Source organism: Nonomuraea sp. NPDC049784 (assembly GCF_040659615.1).
Taxonomy (GTDB): Bacteria; Actinomycetota; Actinomycetes; order Streptosporangiales; family Streptosporangiaceae; genus Nonomuraea.
The window spans coordinates 15,857-30,673 of sequence record NZ_JBFAMX010000016.1; the positions used below are offsets into that span (position 1 = coordinate 15,857).

The following is a 14,817-nucleotide window of genomic DNA, read 5'->3' on the forward strand; positions in this document are numbered from 1 at the left end:
TTTCTTGACCGCAGGTCTCTTGCTTCCCAGGCCCTTGATGGGCAGCCGAAGGTACCCCTATGCAGCCGTAGGACCATGATCTGGGGATATATGGGGGATGATCTTGAAGGGCCGATCAACCTCAGACAGGGGGAATCTCGCAGGTCACGAGCCCATCGAGCCCATCGATCGGTCGATGAGACAGCCTCCAGATTCGGTGGAGGGACCTTACCTCCCGATACCAAATTTCGCTGAGACAATCATGATCACGATTAAGAAGATCAAAATACCCATGGCTATCCACAGAAACGCCAGGGACGATGGTGGCGTCGGCTCGGCGGACTTGGTGGCGGGGACAGGCCCGAGGCGGTCGATTCGGGCGGCCTTGACTGTGGGCGCCTTCGGCGCATCGATCAAGGTCAGCGCCGCCTCGATGGTCAGGCGTCTGTCCGGGTCCTTGTCCAGCAACGCTGTGATCAGCGGAGCGAGCCGTCCCGCGCGTACGGGCGGCGGAGCCTCCTCGAACAGGACCGCGGTCAGGCAGCCTGTGGGGGTGTCGCGACGGAACGGTGAGACTCCCTCAACGGCCTGATACAGCGTCACCCCCAGCGAGAACAGGTCGCTAGCCGCGAGCCCGTCTGCGCCGCGAGCACGCTCAGGGGCCATGTACTCCACCGAGCCAATGACCGCCCCGGTGACGGTCAGGGCAGTGTCCGCGCGGTGGAACGCTATGCCGAAGTCGGCGAGCAGAACCTCCCCGCTCTTGCTGATCATGACGTTGGCCGGCTTCACGTCGCGATGCACGATGTCGGCATCGTGCGCCGCGTTGAGGGCCCGCAGCAGCTTCGCGGCGACGTTCGCGGTCTCCTCGACCGATAGCGGCCCATGCGCGTCGAGATGATCCTGCATCGAGCGGCCGTCGATCAACTGCATGACGATCCAGGGCAGGCCGTTCTCAACGAGAACGTCGTGTACCCCGACGATGTTCGGGTGGTCGCGCAGTCGGGCGGCATTGCGGGCCTCACGCGTGGCTCTGGCCAGCCGGTCTGCTTTTTCATCCTCGGCCATCACCGGGGGCAGCCATAACTCCTTGACGGCGACGTCGACGCGCAGGGTCTCGTCATGAGCCCCCCAGACCCTTCCGAATCCCCCTGACCCAAGTTCGGAGACCAGCCGATAGCGGCCACCGATCAGCTTGCCCGGTCGCGTGCCCTGCGCCACGGTCACCCCTGCCTTGATTCAGACCTATCCAGGACGAGTAGCTTTTCGATCACGTCCTGAACCTCGTCACTGTACTCACTCCGCTCAGCCCAGCCGAGGAAGCATGGCTACGGATTGCGCTTCTCAGCCGCTGTCGAGGTCGAGGACGACGCGGACCGAACGAAGGAGCGCCTCCGCTGGTTAGCGTCCGGTTCCGCCCAATCTAGTCGTTGCACATGCTCCAGATTCGCAAGCGGGATGAGCGTTTCAGTACGAAGTAGGCATGCAAGCTGTACGTGGAAGCAGGTGTTAGGTAACGTCCGGGGTGTGCGCCCAGATATTCGCCGACTGTCTGTCGCCGCGGTGCTCGTCTCCCTCATGGCTGTGACGGGTTGCACAGGGGACTCCGACAAGCCCACCTTGGACGAGGCCACGAAACAGCTCATCGCGGACGGTGACAAACTCCTCGCCTCTCGCGAAGTAGCCGCCTCCGGAAAAGTGGCAGCGACGGAACGAGCAGACAAAGATACGGAATCAGGTTGCATGCCTGGCCAAGTGCAGCGATTCTTCCGGGCTCAGGGGGATCTCTCCGGCCAGCCTGACACGTACATGCCGGACAACTCCGCCGGCTTGGTGCGAGGCCTGCTGGGGCTCATGGGCTACGACACGATTGTGGGCCAGCGGGACCTTCGCGATGCGAACCTGGGCGTGTCCGTTATGCACAACCCGAAGACGGGATTGACCTTTATTCTGACCGTACGCAAGGACCCGAAGCCCCACATCATGATCGTCGGCAAGACCAATTGCTACGCTCGCGACCGCTGACTGCCATATGGCAGTCAGGGCAACTGGGCCGCCTCCTTGCGCATCAGGTCGGCCTGTTTACGTAGGCGGTCGGCAGAGGAAGCGCAACTCTCCCGGAGGAGTTCGACCTCGCGCCGCAACTGTGCCGCCTGGGTGTTGAACCGACCTGCGGCAGGCCCCTTCCAAAACGCCTCAACGGTCTGAGGATTCGCCAGAGTGCCAACGAAGACCTCCTCCAGAGCCTTGGCGTATCGAGTAAGGGTAGCGGCAAGCAACTCCTTCTCAGCAGCCTGCCTGAGCAGTTGGCCCGGGTCGGGGAAGGACATGCTCATCCTCCCCGTTTCTTCAGCGCATCGACCAGGGCGTCATACAGCCGTCCTCGGAACGCCTTTTCAACCATGTCTTGGTCCGCCTCTGTCAACGGCTCTTGCTTATGCTGGCGTAATGATTCGATCACCCAGGTCGTCTGTACAGTTATGATCTTGTCGGCAACTGCCTCCGCAGTCTCAGGTGTTTTCCCGTCGAAGTAGTCCGTGATCATCTCCTTCAGTGCGTCCTTGGCGTCATCCTGGCCTCGGTCTCGTGCGGTCGCGGTTGAGGGGTTGTCGATAGGCCAATATTTGTTGGAGAGCCAATCGACGGGCATGAGCATGACACCGGCGATCCAGTCGGCATACTCATCATCGCTCCACTCCGCATGAGCGGAGCCTTCCAAAAGCAGATTCGCCGCCCCACCCGAAAGAGCGCTGTGAGCCACAAATCCGGCGCGCATCTTTTCGTCGTTGTCGAATGGATGGAATCGGCCGATGTCCATATTCGTTGTGTATTCATGCCATGCCTTCAACAGCGTGTCGGCCGCCCCCTTATCTTGCATCACGGCACCGAAGAACCGCGATGCCACGTCGGCGTTGAGCTTGTCCCACGGCGGCGGCGGATACAGCGAAGTGAGCTTGGGTGAAGACTGTTTTGCCTGTACACGTGCAAGCTTGTCGAGGTAGGGCACCACGTTCTTGGCCAGCACTTGGCTGACCGGTGAGTCCTTAAACTTGGGAAGAACCAACGCGTTTTGAATCCATTGACCACCAAGCCAGGGAGTGCCGTCGACACCTACGCCACTAATGATGTTGAGCCAGGCCCGCTCGCGTACGCGATCATCACCCGCACCTGGTCTCAGCGCCTTGTCCAGCACGCCGGCCAACCGCTTCTCGAAGTCAGGAAGACGAGTTGATCGCCACCGGCCCGGATGCAGTAGCGAGCCCGCAGCGTCCTTGCTTTCAGCCAGCAGCGTCTGCAGCGCTTGCGGGTCGGCGTCATAGGCCTCCACCAGCACATTGAGGTTCCAGTTCGGGCTCGATGGCGTATCTGCGGTCAGCGGACGGCCCAGGACGCGACGCGCCACTTGGTTGAGAAGCGTGCTCGAAGGCTTGGACATCGCGACCAGCGCCGTCAGCGTGCCGGGATCGGTCCCCTCCATGAACTTCTCGCGCCATTCCTCACCCAGCCGTCCGGCACGCTCGGCGTTCGCGTAGGCCTCGGCCAGCGGGCCCAGATCCTCGCGACCCTGCTGAAGGACAGAGGGCGGGAGTCCCATGTCCATGGCAGCGGGGCCCTTGTCCTTCATCCAGTGCCTGAACAGCGCACGGAATCTGTCCGGGCCGAGGGCGGCCAGCAAGGAAGCGGCGTAGGCGGGATCGTTCAACTTCTGTTTCGTCGCCGCCACGGCAGCCGTCACGTCACGCCAGCTCTTCACCGAGTTCTGGACGTCATGCTGCTTGAGGGCCGCGGCGATAGGCGCTGCGTCGGCCTTTCCCTGCCGGGCGGCTTCCGCTTCGTTGTTGAACGTGAGGACCCCGCTCAGCAGACCGTTTCCCGAGTTCGGGACCATCTGCTTGAGCGTGTCCATCCGCCACTTGAGATCCCGCTGCGTGTCATCGAAGAACGCCCAGGACCGGTGCATGGCAGCCACTCCTTGTGGCCCGGTCCACGACGCGCCTGCCTCGGCGATGGCCGCCTCCAGCCCGGGTCGCGTCTGGGCAAGGACACTCTTGCCGATGGTCAGCTGGCGCATCAACTGTTCTGCCCCGCTGGGGTCGATCCCGACGAACTCCCCCATGAACCCTCCCAGAGGGTGTGGTTACAGGGCAGGAGTCAAGCACACCAGCCAATCACGGTAAATGCCCCACGTACCTCTATAAACAACCGGAATTACACTCGCTTGGTAACGGACGGCCTCAAATCGGCATCGCGGCCATCTGAGCGCAATATCAGCGAAACCGCCATGTTGTCGGCCCGAAGCCCAGCCTGCTCTTCCGGGATCTCCGCTGCCTGCCGTTGACGCGCTATCCGTAAAGCAGGTGGCATGCGCGGTTACGAACCCGGAACTCAGGGAGGGAAGGCGGGAACAGTTCGTCGCACTTCGCGGCGATCAGCGGCGCCACTCGCTTCTCGCTGCTGTCCTCTCGATCGATACGCCTGGGCTCTTCCACACGATCAACGCGAGTCGTTGTCTTCCTGTGCGAGGTCGCCGGAACGTTCTCAGGGCGCTTACGCGGCACAGCGGAGGTGGCCGATCGATGACCCTTCCCCGACGATATCGCCTTGCCCTTCGACACCTTGGGACGTGAGCTGGGCGTCGCTGAGGGTGGCGGCGTCCGAGGCGCGGGCATAGATGGCACAGGCGAGGTGAGCACGATCGACCGTTCAGCAACGCTCAGCCGTGGAGTCGGCATCGAAGTGGCGTTCGTTCGAGGCAAGGCGCTGTCAGTGCCCCACGTACTCGACCAGACGCCGAAGCCTACGCACGCCAGGAATCCTGCGAGAAGCGCCGGACGGGTCAGGCGATCCCGAGTTCGCATGGTCGATCTCTTCGGTGGGGCTGGGGTTGAGTACCTTCGCCAGGAGAGAGAATCGGACGCAGTGTGGAGCCGAGATCGAAGCGGCATGCCGTACGGTGGCCGCCTCAGCGAGCGGAGCTCTCTGGATGACGGAGCAGGGCGGTCGTGGTCTTGATGCATGGTCCTCCTCTCTGGCTGCGCGTGCCTGTCAGGGTGCCGCAGCGTGTCGACGTTTGGCGGGAATGACGCGGCGTGGCGAGCCGCGCGAAGTGAATCGGCCCCGGGTCGAGCCAGGGCCGAAGGTGGATAAGCGTGAGCTATGTGTCCAAGGCGTTGTTGATCTTGCCGTTGATGTGATCTTGCTGGCCGTCGATGCACTTGGCGTACACCCGCAGCAGGACGTCAACGCTGTGACCGGCGCGTTTGGCGACCTCGGGGGCCGGGACTCCTGCGTTCAGCCAGAGCGAAACCGCCGCGTGGCGCAGGTCGTACGGCCTGGCGGCCAGCGACGATGCGACCTGTTCCGGGGTGAGCGCGAGTTTGCGGGCCTCCTGCCAGACGTACGAGTAGGCCGAGCTGGAGTAGGAGCCGCCGGTGCCGGTGCGGAAGATCCTTCCGTCCTTGGCCGTACCGTACCCGGCAATGTGCTCGCGGATCATGGCGACCAGGACGGGCGGTATTGGGATCTCTCGCGTCTCGTTGTCCGCGCGGTGCTTCAAACTGCGCGACTCGTGGGTTTCGCCGGTGTTGGTCCAGCGCTTCGTTCCCTGGGGTCGGGCCTTCTCCAGAACGATCAGGCCCCAGCCCGACTCCGGCAAGGTACAGTTCCTCACCCGGAGGTCCGCCGCCTCCTCCGGTCGGAGAGCGGCGTAGTAGATGCAGGCGAACAGCGCCTTGAGCCGGGCACCACGCTTACGGCCCACCTTGGGGACGGCGTCGAGAAGCTCACGTGCCTGGAGCGGATTGACCACCGTGCGCGGGTCGATGACCGTCACGGCCCTGGGTGCCGTCCATTTGATCTCGTCGAGCGGGTTGCTGCTGAACACCTTCTGCTCTACCGCGTGCTCCAGCAGGTGATGCAGGATGGCGCGCTTGCGCCGTACCGTGTTCGCTCCCGCCGGGATACCGGCGAAGGTGATCGAGATAGCGTCGAGAGCGGCACGAAGGATGTGCGCCTCTCCCAGCGCCGATAGCGGAAGGGACGCCCTCTCCAGCCAGCTCAACGCCGCAGCTTGCGTCGTAGTCAGGTTGGCGCGCCTGTTCTTCGGGAGGAGAACGTGAGTCCGGAGAACCTCCCGGAGCTCCTCGGCGGAGGGGCGGCGGGGCACGTCGGCCACCAGGGCAGGGACCAGCGTCAGGAACGCGTACGCATCCGTCTCACGAGTCCGGGCCGCCGAGGTGTTCCATCGCCTGAGCACGTACACCTGAGCGAACTCCAGGAACGTCGGCCCGGAAGAGCCGGGCGCGAGCATCGACACCGGCAGGCCGGTGACAACGTCGAACTCCTCCCCCACCTTGGTTGCCTGCCGCAGGTCGGACATGAAGGCGTTGGCCAGTCCCCTGGTCCGGAAGCTCTTCGACCTCTGCTTGCCAGCAGCCCGCCACCGAGCGATGTAGACGAGCGTGCCGCGGTTGGAGCGCTGCTGGATCTGGCCGAGCTTCACGTCGTAGGTGGTCTTCACCTGGCCTCCCGCCGCGAGTCGAGCCAGGACATGAGGTCGCTCCGCCAGACGCGGAGCTCGAGGTTGGGGAGTTGGATGCAGACCGGCGCACGGCCGAGCTCGCGCCAGCGGTAGAAGGTGCGACGGGAGACCCCGCCCAGTTCGGAGAGGACCTCTGGGACGGTCAGCAGTTCGTCACGGCGACTCATCGGGCACCACCCGCCATTTCTGGGGTGCGAGTCCCTGCTATTGCGGCAGCGATGATTTGGTCTCCGAGGCTGTAGCCCTTGCCCGCGTAGGTCCATTCGCTGATGACGAGGACCGTGTCCTCCTCGAAGAGGGGCAGGCGGCCTGTGGAGATGTCGCGGTCGCGGGCGTGCTGCTCGCGTGCGGCGCGGAGTTCGCCGAGGGTGGTGGAGTAATGGCGGGATCGGGTGGAGAAGTGGCCGCGGAAGCCGAGCATGTGGGCCCAGTTGGCGAGGCGGAGGTCGGCCAGGTCCTCGATGGCGGCGAGGCGGAGGCATTCGGCGATCAGGCGTTTGGGATGTTTACGGAGGTTGAAGGCGTCGAGGTTGTCGAGGGGGCTGATGCGGCGGTCAAGGGTACCGACGCATTCGGCCGCTTTCGTTGCGTATTTCGCGATGTAGCCGGCGACGGTCTGTTCGGTGAGGTCGCCGTTCAGGGTGATGGGGCGGATATCGAGTTGAGTCCCCCATTTGAGGAGGCGGGCGGGTTGGTCGTCTATGGCGGGCACGAGGGCGCTGACGGCGTGAGCAGCGTGCCGTACTGCTTGAGTCAGGGCATCGGCGTTGGCCCAAGGCGGTGGTGATGCGGCCGGGCCGCCGGGACCGTCGAGGCGGATGACGGCGTGGAAGTGGACGACTCCGCGGCGCTGGTATTCGGCGACCTTGGCGAAGGAGACGGTGAGGTGTTCGCGGAGGTCCTTGAGGGTCAGTCCGCCGAGTTTGGTCAGGTGGCGGCGCAGGGAATCGGCGAAGCGCTTCCACAGCAGCGGCGCTACGGCGTTGAACAGGACCGAGCCGGTGTAGTCGTAGCAGTCGGGGCACAGCGGTTCGCCGAGGTGGGGATCGTCCGGGCGGTGCTTGGCGGTGCAGGACATGACGCGCCCGTGGGGACAAGTTTCGGCGTTGCGGCGGGCGTGGCAGGGCAGGACCTTGCCGTCTTTCTCACACCGCGCATGGACCGTTCCAAAGCTTGGCGCGGTAAGGGTGACGAACAGCGTGGGATGGCCGGTGACGCTCTCCGGCACGCCCTTGCCGCCGATCAGGCCCGCGCGGATGAGGTGGTAGGTGTCGGCGCGGTAGATCTCGGCGCAGGCTGGGCAGCGGGAGGCGCGGCGGGTCTTGCAGGGCAGGCGGAGGATTCCGTCGGGTTCGTGGCGGGTGGTGTAGCGGTGCAGGAGTCGGCCGATGGCGCGGTCGTAGTGTTCGACCTTGCCGCGCAGGTGGATGGGCTGACGGCAGCCGCCGGTGGCGCGGATTTGGGCGGCCCATCGGTCGTAGTCCGGGGCGTTGAGTCGGGCGATTACGCCTGCAAGGGCGTGCGGGTTGGTGGTGGATGCAGGCAAGATGGAAGCCTCCTTTCGCTCGTTCGGGTGAGGGGATGGCCCCCGACCTGGCAGTCGTCTTGGCGGATGTGCGGCCAGGCCGGGGGCGCTGCGCGTTATGCGCCGTGGTTGTCGATGCCGGTGCCGTCGCAGTCGCGGCAGCGGTTGCGGTCGTTGTCGAGGCCGGTTCCGGTACAGGTGCAGCAGCGGTAGTGGATGACTTCGATCATGGGCTGTTCACCTCCTTTCGCGCGGTGTGGTGGTGAGGTAGATGCGCCAGTGCGAGGGCTTGGCGCGGTCGGGGTACAGGCGTGAGACTCCGGTGACGGTGAAGTTCAGGCGTAGGCGGAACAGGGCGTCGATGACTTCGGCGCGGGTGCCGTCGAGGCGGATGCGCATGGTCGCTTCTCCTACTGGTCAGGTGGTGGGTTCCGGGTCAGGCTGGACGCAGCCGGTGTAGCTTCTTTCGGCAGCGTGGAGGGCGCGGGCGGCTGCCAGGACGGCCACGGCGCGGTACTCCACCGGTCCGAAACAGACCGTGGTGGCGTAGTGGCCGTACGGGGAGTCCTCGAATTCGATGCTGGAGCCGACGCGGGTGGCGATCTCGTCGATCTCGGCGCACATGTCGCCGTCGCTGTCGTGTTCGGGGAAGTGGTGGACAACGACGTGAGAGGAGACGGGCACCTCGGGGTGTGCCTCCAGGAAGGCGGCCAGGTCGAGTAGGCCGTTGATGAGGTCAAGGCGGCGGTTGCGGGTCATCGGGTGATCTCCTTTCCGTGTTAGGCGGTGCGCAGGGTGCGGAGCAGGTCCGAGGCGAGTTGGTTGGATACGCCCAGGTGGGCGCGCAGAACGTCGCGGGTGATCGGTTTGCCATGCTTGGCCTGGTGTTCGTCGGCGACACGGCGGGCGTAGTCGACGAGTGCCGGGGCGGGACTGTCTGCCTGGTTGTCCTGGCGGTCGTCCTGGTCCTGCTCGCCGCTGGGGACGAGTTCCGGGACGGCGGACGGTGTCAGGACGGGCGAGGACGAGCCTTCCGGAGCCTTGGTTGTCGCAGGATGGGTGTGGGAGGCGCGGCGTTCGAGCATCGAGACGGCGAGTAGGAAGGCGCCTGCCGGGGTGGCGGCGGTGATCCAGCCCCAGACGGTTGGCGCGGCTTGGGCGAGGTTGGCGGCCAGGGACAGGACGATGCCGCCGACCAGGACGAGGACGGGCCACGATGCCAGGCCCCGCGGGCTTCTGCCGGTCTTGTTGTCGCGTTGGCGTTCGCGGGCGGCCATGACGCAGGTCAGGTCGATGCAGACGGCGATGGCCCAGGACATCCAGCCGGTCTGGCCGTGCTCGGCGGCGGTGTCGCGGATGTGGGTGAACGATCCGGCACCGGCAATGATGGCCAGGACGAGGACGGGGCCGGTGTCGAGCAGCCAGTAGGCCAAGCGTCGCATCGTTGCCCTCCCTTCGGACTCTCAGGCGTTGGCGGCTTCGGGTAGGTGGGTGGTGATCTCTTCCCAGGGCGGGGTGAGGTGGGCGTGGGTGCGGGCGGCGTGTTCGGCGGCCTGCTCGGTGACGTAGAGGGAGCGGGCGCGGTACCACTGGCCGTCCTGACCGGCGACGATCGCGACGCCGGGTGTCTCGGCAGGTATGGCGCGGGCGGAGACCAGGGCGGCCGGGTCGAGGTCGCCGAGGGTCATGGTGGCGGTCTCCGGGTCGTTGACCCGGTGGCAGATTCGTCCCGAGCACTGGGCACGCAGGGCGGTGACGCCGGGTCCGAGGTCGGAGCCGATGCGTTGGCCGCAGCAGAACAGGTAGATGCCGAACGCTCGGCCGAGCTGGGCCACCCGGAGCAGCGCGGTCGAGGTCTTGGCGATCTCGTCCTTCTCGCTCTTGTCGGCCATCAGGTACAGCTCGGCCAGCTCATCGACCAGGACCACGATCGGGGTCGGGCGGATACCGGGCGGGAGTTGCCAGATGTTGCGGGCACCGGCCTGACGGCACAGTCCCATCCGATCGACCATCAGGTCGACGAGGTCCTCCAGCAGCGTGACCGACTCGGCGCGCGAGGTGGCGAGCGCGGACAGGCGTGGACTGTACGGGGTGAACTCCACTCCGCCTTTGAGGTCGAAGCCGACCAAGGCGACGGGTTGCGGAGACAGCCCGACGATCAGGGCGTTGGCGAGGTTCGACTTGCCGGACTGGGTCGCGCCCGCGTTCAGCCAGTGCGGCACCGTGCGGAAGTCGATGGTCCACGGCTTGCCATTCTCCAGCCGTCCCACGGTGACCTTGAGCAGGTCCGTCGAGGCGGGCAGGTGATCGACGTTGACGAGCGGATCGCGCATGGTGGCCATGAGCACCACTCGCCCGGGTCGGGGCGAGGAGGCGCGGATGGCGTGTACGCCCCAGGAGTGCGCCAGGGCTTCGGCGGCGTCGGCGTAGTCGCCGGGGGTCTGGCCTTCCAGGGTGTGCAGGGTGACGCGCCAGCCGTGCCGGGTCGGCATGGGCAGCCACATGAACGGCTTGGTGTCCACCGCGATGCGCTGGAAGCGGCGCTTGACGCGTACGACGCCGGTGGAGGCGATCATGCCTGGCACGGTGGTGAACCAGAAGCGTTGCCGCTTCTTGGTCAGCCCGCAACCGAGGGCGACCCGCCGCCAGGAGGCGCGTACGGACAGGGCTGTGATCGGGAATCCGATTACCAGCCAGAACGATTGATGGTGCCAGCGGCGCCAGGCCCACAGCCCGGCCGCGAGAGCGACCAGGGCTGTGAGCGCGAGGAGCGCGTCACGCATCGGCGGTCTCCCGCACGGGGAGGAGGGCCGAGGCGCGGTAGCTGATGCCCCATCGGCCGGCGATCTCCCAGACGTAGCCGAGTAGGCCGACCGGGTTGACCTGATCACCGACGCTGATGGGCGGCTCTCCGGTGGTGGCGATCTTGACGAGTTCGATCCGGCCGAACTCGTCCTCTACCGAGACGGTGACCTCGAAGACGGTGTTGCCGTTCTTGTCGGTCTTGATCTCGCCGGTGTCGCGGTTGAGCACCCGCGGACGCGGGGCCTTGACGCAGGTGATGGCGAGCTTGCTGACATCCACGGGGATGGGAACGGAACGCATACTGTGACCTCCTTATTCGTCCTAGCCAACATAGTTAACCTAGTTGGCTCAGTTGTCAACGTCCTCTCGGTTGGCTTGGTTGTTGTTTCGTGGTGTGATGGACAGCGATGGTCGAGAAAACCGGGCGACCCGGCTACCTTCAGATCGCCGACGATCTCCGAGAGCAGATCCGCGGCGGCTCTCTCGCGCCCGGCACTCCTCTGCCGTCCACCGCCCAACTCGCCGAGCAGTACGACGCTTCGCTGTCGGTGGTGAAGATGGCCGTCGGCATCCTGCGCAACGAAGGCCTCGTGATCGGCCAGCAGGGCAAGGGCGTGTTCGTCCGCGACACCGACCAAGCGCCCGCCGCCGACTTGGCGGGTGAGGTGACCGAGTTGCGTTCCGCCGTTCGCGACCTGGCGGAACGTCTGGCACGCGTCGAGAAGCAGTTGGCTACGTCCACGACACACCGTTCCGGGCGTAGCAGCCGGTAACCTTCCGCGCCAGCGAGGCCGACGCCCCATTCGGACGCTGACGCAGGCTCAGCGCCTTGTCCTCGCGGCGGATCCCGACCAGGACCACGATGTAGCCCACGAGCAGGGTGACGCCGAGGACTCCGGCGATGATCAGCGGGATCGTGGTCATGACCAGATCACCCCCGCCGCGGCCAGGCCGCGAGGAGCCCGCGGGGGACGCCGGGTTCCGCTGCGGCGCTTGCCGCCCTTGCGCTTGGCCGTCTGCTTCCTGAGCCAGCGATCCCGCGCCAGGCACTTGCGGCAGCGCGCCTGGCCCTCGTCAAGCTGTGCCCCGCACTCGCAGGTGGGGTCCGGGTAGATGTCGTGATTCATGGTGATCACCTCTCCTTCCAGTCGCTCCGGTGTTGCTGTGTGACACCAAGATTGCGACGGAGAGTTAGGACGAGATCACTACACGACGGGACATGTTCAAGACGTCCGGCCTACGATGTCCAGGTCCCCGGACGTCCCCGGAGCAGGTGAGATGGCGAACGAACGGCTACGTGCCGCCCTTCTACAGAAGGGCGTGAGCATCACCGACCTGGCCAATGCGATCCAGGTTGACCCAAAGACGGTCGAACGGTGGATCACCAAGGGCCGTGCGCCGTACCGAAAGCACCGATTTGCGGTGGCTTCCTACCTCGATACGGAGGAGACCTACCTCTGGCCGGAGGCCCTGACCCGCGAACAGGTCGCCTCGGCATCAGAGTCGGAGATCGTCACCGTCTACCCGCACCGTTGGGCCGTTCCCCGGGACGTGTGGGGACGTCTGTTCGCGAGCGCGTCCGAGGAGATCGGCGTGCTGGTCTACAGCGGGTTGTTCCTCGCCGACGACACAGGCTTGGTGCGCATGTTTGGCGAGAAGGCGGATGCCGGGGTACGGGTGCGCATCCTGCTCGGCGATCCGGACTGCGCCGAGGTGGCACAGCGCGGCCAGGACGAGGGCATCGACGGTGGCATGGCCGCCAAGATCCGCAATGTCCTCGTCCTGTACCGGCCGCTCCAGGGACGCGAGAACATCGAGTTCCGGCTGCACGCCACGGTCCTGTACAACTCGATCTACCGCGCAGACGATCAGTTCCTCATCAACACCCACGTCTACGGCGTCCCGGCCGGGAACGCGCCGGTCCTGCACCTACGCAGAGTCATCGGCGGCGACATGGTCGCCACCTACGCCGAAAGCTTCGAGCGCGTCTGGGAAGGCGCACGACAGATAGGTTCCTGAGCCATGGCCAAGCGGATCGACTACTACGACGACTCCGACGCCCCAGCGCCCAACAGCCTGGTCCCGTCCGTGAACGTCATCGTCACCAACGCCGCGGACGAGATCTTGATGATCCGCCGCAGCGATAACGGCAACTGGGCCGTGCCTGGCGGGGCGATCGACCTTGGCGAGTCCATCCCGCAAGCCGCCATCCGGGAGACGCGCGAAGAGAGCGGCATTGTCTGCGAGATCACCGGCTTGGTCGGCACCTACAGCGACCCCCGGCACGTGATCCTCTACACCTCCAACGGCGAGGCTCGCCAGGAGTTCTCTCTCGTCCTGACAGGTCGGGCGATCAGCGGCGAGCCGACGCCGAGCGATGAATCCCGCGAGGTCCGCTGGGTGCCTCGCAGGCAGGTCACCGAGCTGCAGATGGACCGGTCGATGCGGATGCGCATCGAGCACTATCTAGCCGGTACCGCCCTGCCTTATATCGGTTAGCGCTGCCTCGACTGCCCGCACCGCGGACAGGATGCACGGCGTCGAAGCGCTGATCGATCGGCTGACCAGGTGATCTGCCCCGTAGCGGGAATGGATCTCGGCCAGGCGTTCAGTGACGTCGAGATGCCGCCCGTCCGGACCGGTGGTCATGTCGCAGTAGGTCAACGCCTGTACCAGTTCCGGCCGTTCCTCGTCGAACTCCTGGGTCAGCTCGGTGAACAGTGACCGTTCAAGAGCCTCGTTCACGGCGCATGAGTGATGTGCGACCAGGCGGCAGAGCGTGTCGTCGGCCTGGTGGACGTCGCGCAGGTGTCGCGCGCCGTCGAGGGGATGGAAGCCGGTCGCGACGAGATCGGGGGCGTATCCGATGTCGTGTAGGTAGGCGGCGGCGGTCAGGGTGTCGGCCTCGTCGCCAAGGATGGGTGCCAGCGACACAGCGCGAGCGGCTACGCCCTGGGTGTGCGCCCAGCGCCGCGGCAACGTCGTCTCCAGCAGATCTTTGGCGAGGTCATGAGCCCATTCAGCTTGTCCCACATGCTCACGATAGGCACAGGATGCCGGAATTGATCCAGAGCATTTGCTGGGACGTCCCAGGACGTCTCACCGGCGTACGAACCGCCCTCGCCCGTGCTCTGACATGATCAGCCCTTCCCGCTCCAGCATGGCAAGTGCCTGCCGTACGGTGCTCCGTGACACTCCATGCTGTCGCCGCAGCTGCGCCTCGCTGGGCAGTGTGGTCCCAGGCTCCAGCTCTCCACGCTCGATCTGGCCTCGCAACTCCCGTGCGATCACCTGGTACAGGTACGGCTCGTCCTTGGGCTTGTCACCGCCGAGGACCACCCGGCCCTTGGACGGGATGGTGAGGATCAGGCCCTCGTCCTCCAATACGGCCAGCGCCCGCCGTACCGTGTTGCGTGCGACCCCGAACTCCGCGCAGAGTGCCGCCTCGGACGGCAGCATCGAACCCACCGGGTACATCCCCATCTCGATCCTTCGTCGAAGCCGGCCAACGATCTGAGTGAAGATCCGCCAACCGGTCAGCCATTTGCTCACTGTCGATGCGCTTCAGGTCCGGTAGGCGTCGGCGATCCGGCGCAGGTCGATGCCAAGGTCACCTTGTTCACCCTCGCGCCAGCCCTTCCGCGCGGCCTGCACGATTCGCTCGACGGCGACCTCCAGGCGCAAGCACGTCACCCGCTCATCGCCCTGGTCGCCCCAGTAGAACCAGCAGAACGCGAGATGGACGAAGACCCGGCGGACGCGGAGCCCACCGTCGGTGACGTCCAGACCGGGCCGGCCGTCCTCGGCCACGACCGGTGCCGCAGGGATCTGCCGCTTCGTAAGCTGGTCTCCGAGCGCCGTCAGCACTCGCTTTGCGTAGGCGTACTGTTGTTCTCTCATGCTCGTCATGACGAGCCGTCCCTTCGTTGTCACGGACTGTGCATGTCGAGATTCGCCCGGATGGCGG

Annotated in this window: 20 protein-coding genes; 4 read left to right on the top strand and 16 right to left on the bottom strand. The window is 65.6% G+C overall.

The features are described 5' to 3' along the window. Nucleotides 1–207: 207 nt before the first annotated feature. On the bottom strand, nucleotides 208–1,206 hold the full coding sequence (locus AB0J09_RS06770) for a serine/threonine-protein kinase (RefSeq protein ID WP_360686274.1): 999 nt from the start codon (nucleotides 1,204–1,206) through the stop codon (nucleotides 208–210). 300 nt (nucleotides 1,207–1,506) lie between these two features. Between AB0J09_RS06770 and AB0J09_RS06775 the strand changes: the two genes are divergently transcribed. After that, a complete protein-coding gene (locus tag AB0J09_RS06775) occupies nucleotides 1,507–2,004 on the top strand; it encodes a hypothetical protein (protein ID WP_360686277.1) in 498 nt (165 codons plus the stop codon). Nucleotides 2,005–2,018: 14 nt separating this feature from the next. On the opposite strand, the gene AB0J09_RS06780 is transcribed toward AB0J09_RS06775, so the two are convergent. From AB0J09_RS06780 to AB0J09_RS06825, 10 genes are all read right to left on the bottom strand, one after another. Further along, nucleotides 2,019–2,309 carry a hypothetical protein gene (locus AB0J09_RS06780; protein ID WP_360686280.1) on the bottom strand — a complete coding sequence of 97 codons (291 nt, stop codon included), beginning with the start codon at nucleotides 2,307–2,309 and terminating at the stop codon, nucleotides 2,019–2,021. A 2-nt stretch (nucleotides 2,310–2,311) separates the two neighbouring features. After that, nucleotides 2,312–4,096 carry a hypothetical protein gene (locus tag AB0J09_RS06785; protein WP_360686283.1) on the bottom strand — a complete coding sequence of 595 codons (1,785 nt, stop codon included), beginning with the start codon at nucleotides 4,094–4,096 and terminating at the stop codon, nucleotides 2,312–2,314. 1,038 nt (nucleotides 4,097–5,134) lie between these two features. Then, entirely contained in the window at nucleotides 5,135–6,499 is a 1,365-nt protein-coding gene (locus AB0J09_RS06790) for a tyrosine-type recombinase/integrase (RefSeq protein ID WP_360686286.1), read from the bottom strand. Continuing rightward, the gene (locus AB0J09_RS06795; protein ID WP_360686289.1) at nucleotides 6,496–6,687 is read right to left on the bottom strand and encodes a helix-turn-helix domain-containing protein; all 192 of its coding nucleotides are present in this window, start codon (nucleotides 6,685–6,687) and stop codon (nucleotides 6,496–6,498) included. The genes AB0J09_RS06790 and AB0J09_RS06795 overlap by 4 nt, the downstream gene beginning before the upstream one ends. After that, nucleotides 6,684–8,066 (bottom strand): replication initiator, encoded by a 1,383-nt coding sequence (locus AB0J09_RS06800; RefSeq protein ID WP_360686292.1) that lies wholly within the window; start codon nucleotides 8,064–8,066, stop codon nucleotides 6,684–6,686. The genes AB0J09_RS06795 and AB0J09_RS06800 overlap by 4 nt, the downstream gene beginning before the upstream one ends. Nucleotides 8,067–8,282: 216 nt before the next feature. Continuing rightward, nucleotides 8,283–8,444, bottom strand: coding sequence for a hypothetical protein (locus tag AB0J09_RS06805; RefSeq protein WP_360686295.1), 162 nt, complete (start codon nucleotides 8,442–8,444; stop codon nucleotides 8,283–8,285). A gap of 18 nt (nucleotides 8,445–8,462) precedes the next feature. Then, the gene (locus AB0J09_RS06810; RefSeq protein WP_360686298.1) at nucleotides 8,463–8,804 is read right to left on the bottom strand and encodes a hypothetical protein; all 342 of its coding nucleotides are present in this window, start codon (nucleotides 8,802–8,804) and stop codon (nucleotides 8,463–8,465) included. A 20-nt stretch (nucleotides 8,805–8,824) separates the two neighbouring features. Then, a complete protein-coding gene (locus AB0J09_RS06815) occupies nucleotides 8,825–9,487 on the bottom strand; it encodes a DUF2637 domain-containing protein (protein ID WP_360686301.1) in 663 nt (220 codons plus the stop codon). Nucleotides 9,488–9,508: 21 nt separating this feature from the next. Next, the gene (locus tag AB0J09_RS06820; RefSeq protein WP_360686304.1) at nucleotides 9,509–10,828 is read right to left on the bottom strand and encodes an FtsK/SpoIIIE domain-containing protein; all 1,320 of its coding nucleotides are present in this window, start codon (nucleotides 10,826–10,828) and stop codon (nucleotides 9,509–9,511) included. After that, the gene (locus tag AB0J09_RS06825; RefSeq protein WP_360686307.1) at nucleotides 10,821–11,150 is read right to left on the bottom strand and encodes a hypothetical protein; all 330 of its coding nucleotides are present in this window, start codon (nucleotides 11,148–11,150) and stop codon (nucleotides 10,821–10,823) included. The genes AB0J09_RS06820 and AB0J09_RS06825 overlap by 8 nt, the downstream gene beginning before the upstream one ends. 107 nt (nucleotides 11,151–11,257) lie before the next feature. On the opposite strand from AB0J09_RS06825, the gene AB0J09_RS06830 reads away from it, so the two are divergent. Further along, nucleotides 11,258–11,623: a winged helix-turn-helix domain-containing protein gene (locus tag AB0J09_RS06830; protein ID WP_360686310.1), complete on the top strand. Its 366-nt coding sequence runs from the start codon at nucleotides 11,258–11,260 to the stop codon at nucleotides 11,621–11,623. On the opposite strand, the gene AB0J09_RS06835 is transcribed toward AB0J09_RS06830, so the two are convergent. Next, the gene (locus AB0J09_RS06835) at nucleotides 11,583–11,774 is read right to left on the bottom strand and encodes a hypothetical protein (protein WP_360686313.1); all 192 of its coding nucleotides are present in this window, start codon (nucleotides 11,772–11,774) and stop codon (nucleotides 11,583–11,585) included. The genes AB0J09_RS06830 and AB0J09_RS06835 overlap by 41 nt on opposite strands. Continuing rightward, nucleotides 11,771–11,977, bottom strand: coding sequence for a hypothetical protein (locus AB0J09_RS06840; RefSeq protein ID WP_360686316.1), 207 nt, complete (start codon nucleotides 11,975–11,977; stop codon nucleotides 11,771–11,773). The genes AB0J09_RS06835 and AB0J09_RS06840 overlap by 4 nt, the downstream gene beginning before the upstream one ends. A 151-nt stretch (nucleotides 11,978–12,128) precedes the next feature. Here AB0J09_RS06840 and AB0J09_RS06845 point away from each other — a divergent pair, with 151 nt between their 5' ends. Continuing rightward, nucleotides 12,129–12,869: a helix-turn-helix transcriptional regulator gene (locus tag AB0J09_RS06845; RefSeq protein WP_360686319.1), complete on the top strand. Its 741-nt coding sequence runs from the start codon at nucleotides 12,129–12,131 to the stop codon at nucleotides 12,867–12,869. 3 nt (nucleotides 12,870–12,872) lie between these two features. Then, nucleotides 12,873–13,349 (top strand): NUDIX domain-containing protein, encoded by a 477-nt coding sequence (locus tag AB0J09_RS06850; RefSeq protein WP_360686322.1) that lies wholly within the window; start codon nucleotides 12,873–12,875, stop codon nucleotides 13,347–13,349. On the opposite strand, the gene AB0J09_RS06855 is transcribed toward AB0J09_RS06850, so the two are convergent. From AB0J09_RS06855 to AB0J09_RS06865, 3 genes are all read right to left on the bottom strand, one after another. After that, entirely contained in the window at nucleotides 13,317–13,883 is a 567-nt protein-coding gene (locus AB0J09_RS06855) for an HD domain-containing protein (RefSeq protein ID WP_360686325.1), read from the bottom strand. The genes AB0J09_RS06850 and AB0J09_RS06855 overlap by 33 nt on opposite strands. A 66-nt stretch (nucleotides 13,884–13,949) precedes the next feature. Further along, nucleotides 13,950–14,402 carry a GntR family transcriptional regulator gene (locus AB0J09_RS06860; protein WP_360686328.1) on the bottom strand — a complete coding sequence of 151 codons (453 nt, stop codon included), beginning with the start codon at nucleotides 14,400–14,402 and terminating at the stop codon, nucleotides 13,950–13,952. Between the two features lie 12 nt (nucleotides 14,403–14,414). Then, entirely contained in the window at nucleotides 14,415–14,750 is a 336-nt protein-coding gene (locus AB0J09_RS06865; protein ID WP_360686331.1) for a hypothetical protein, read from the bottom strand. Nucleotides 14,751–14,817: the final 67 nt, after the last annotated feature.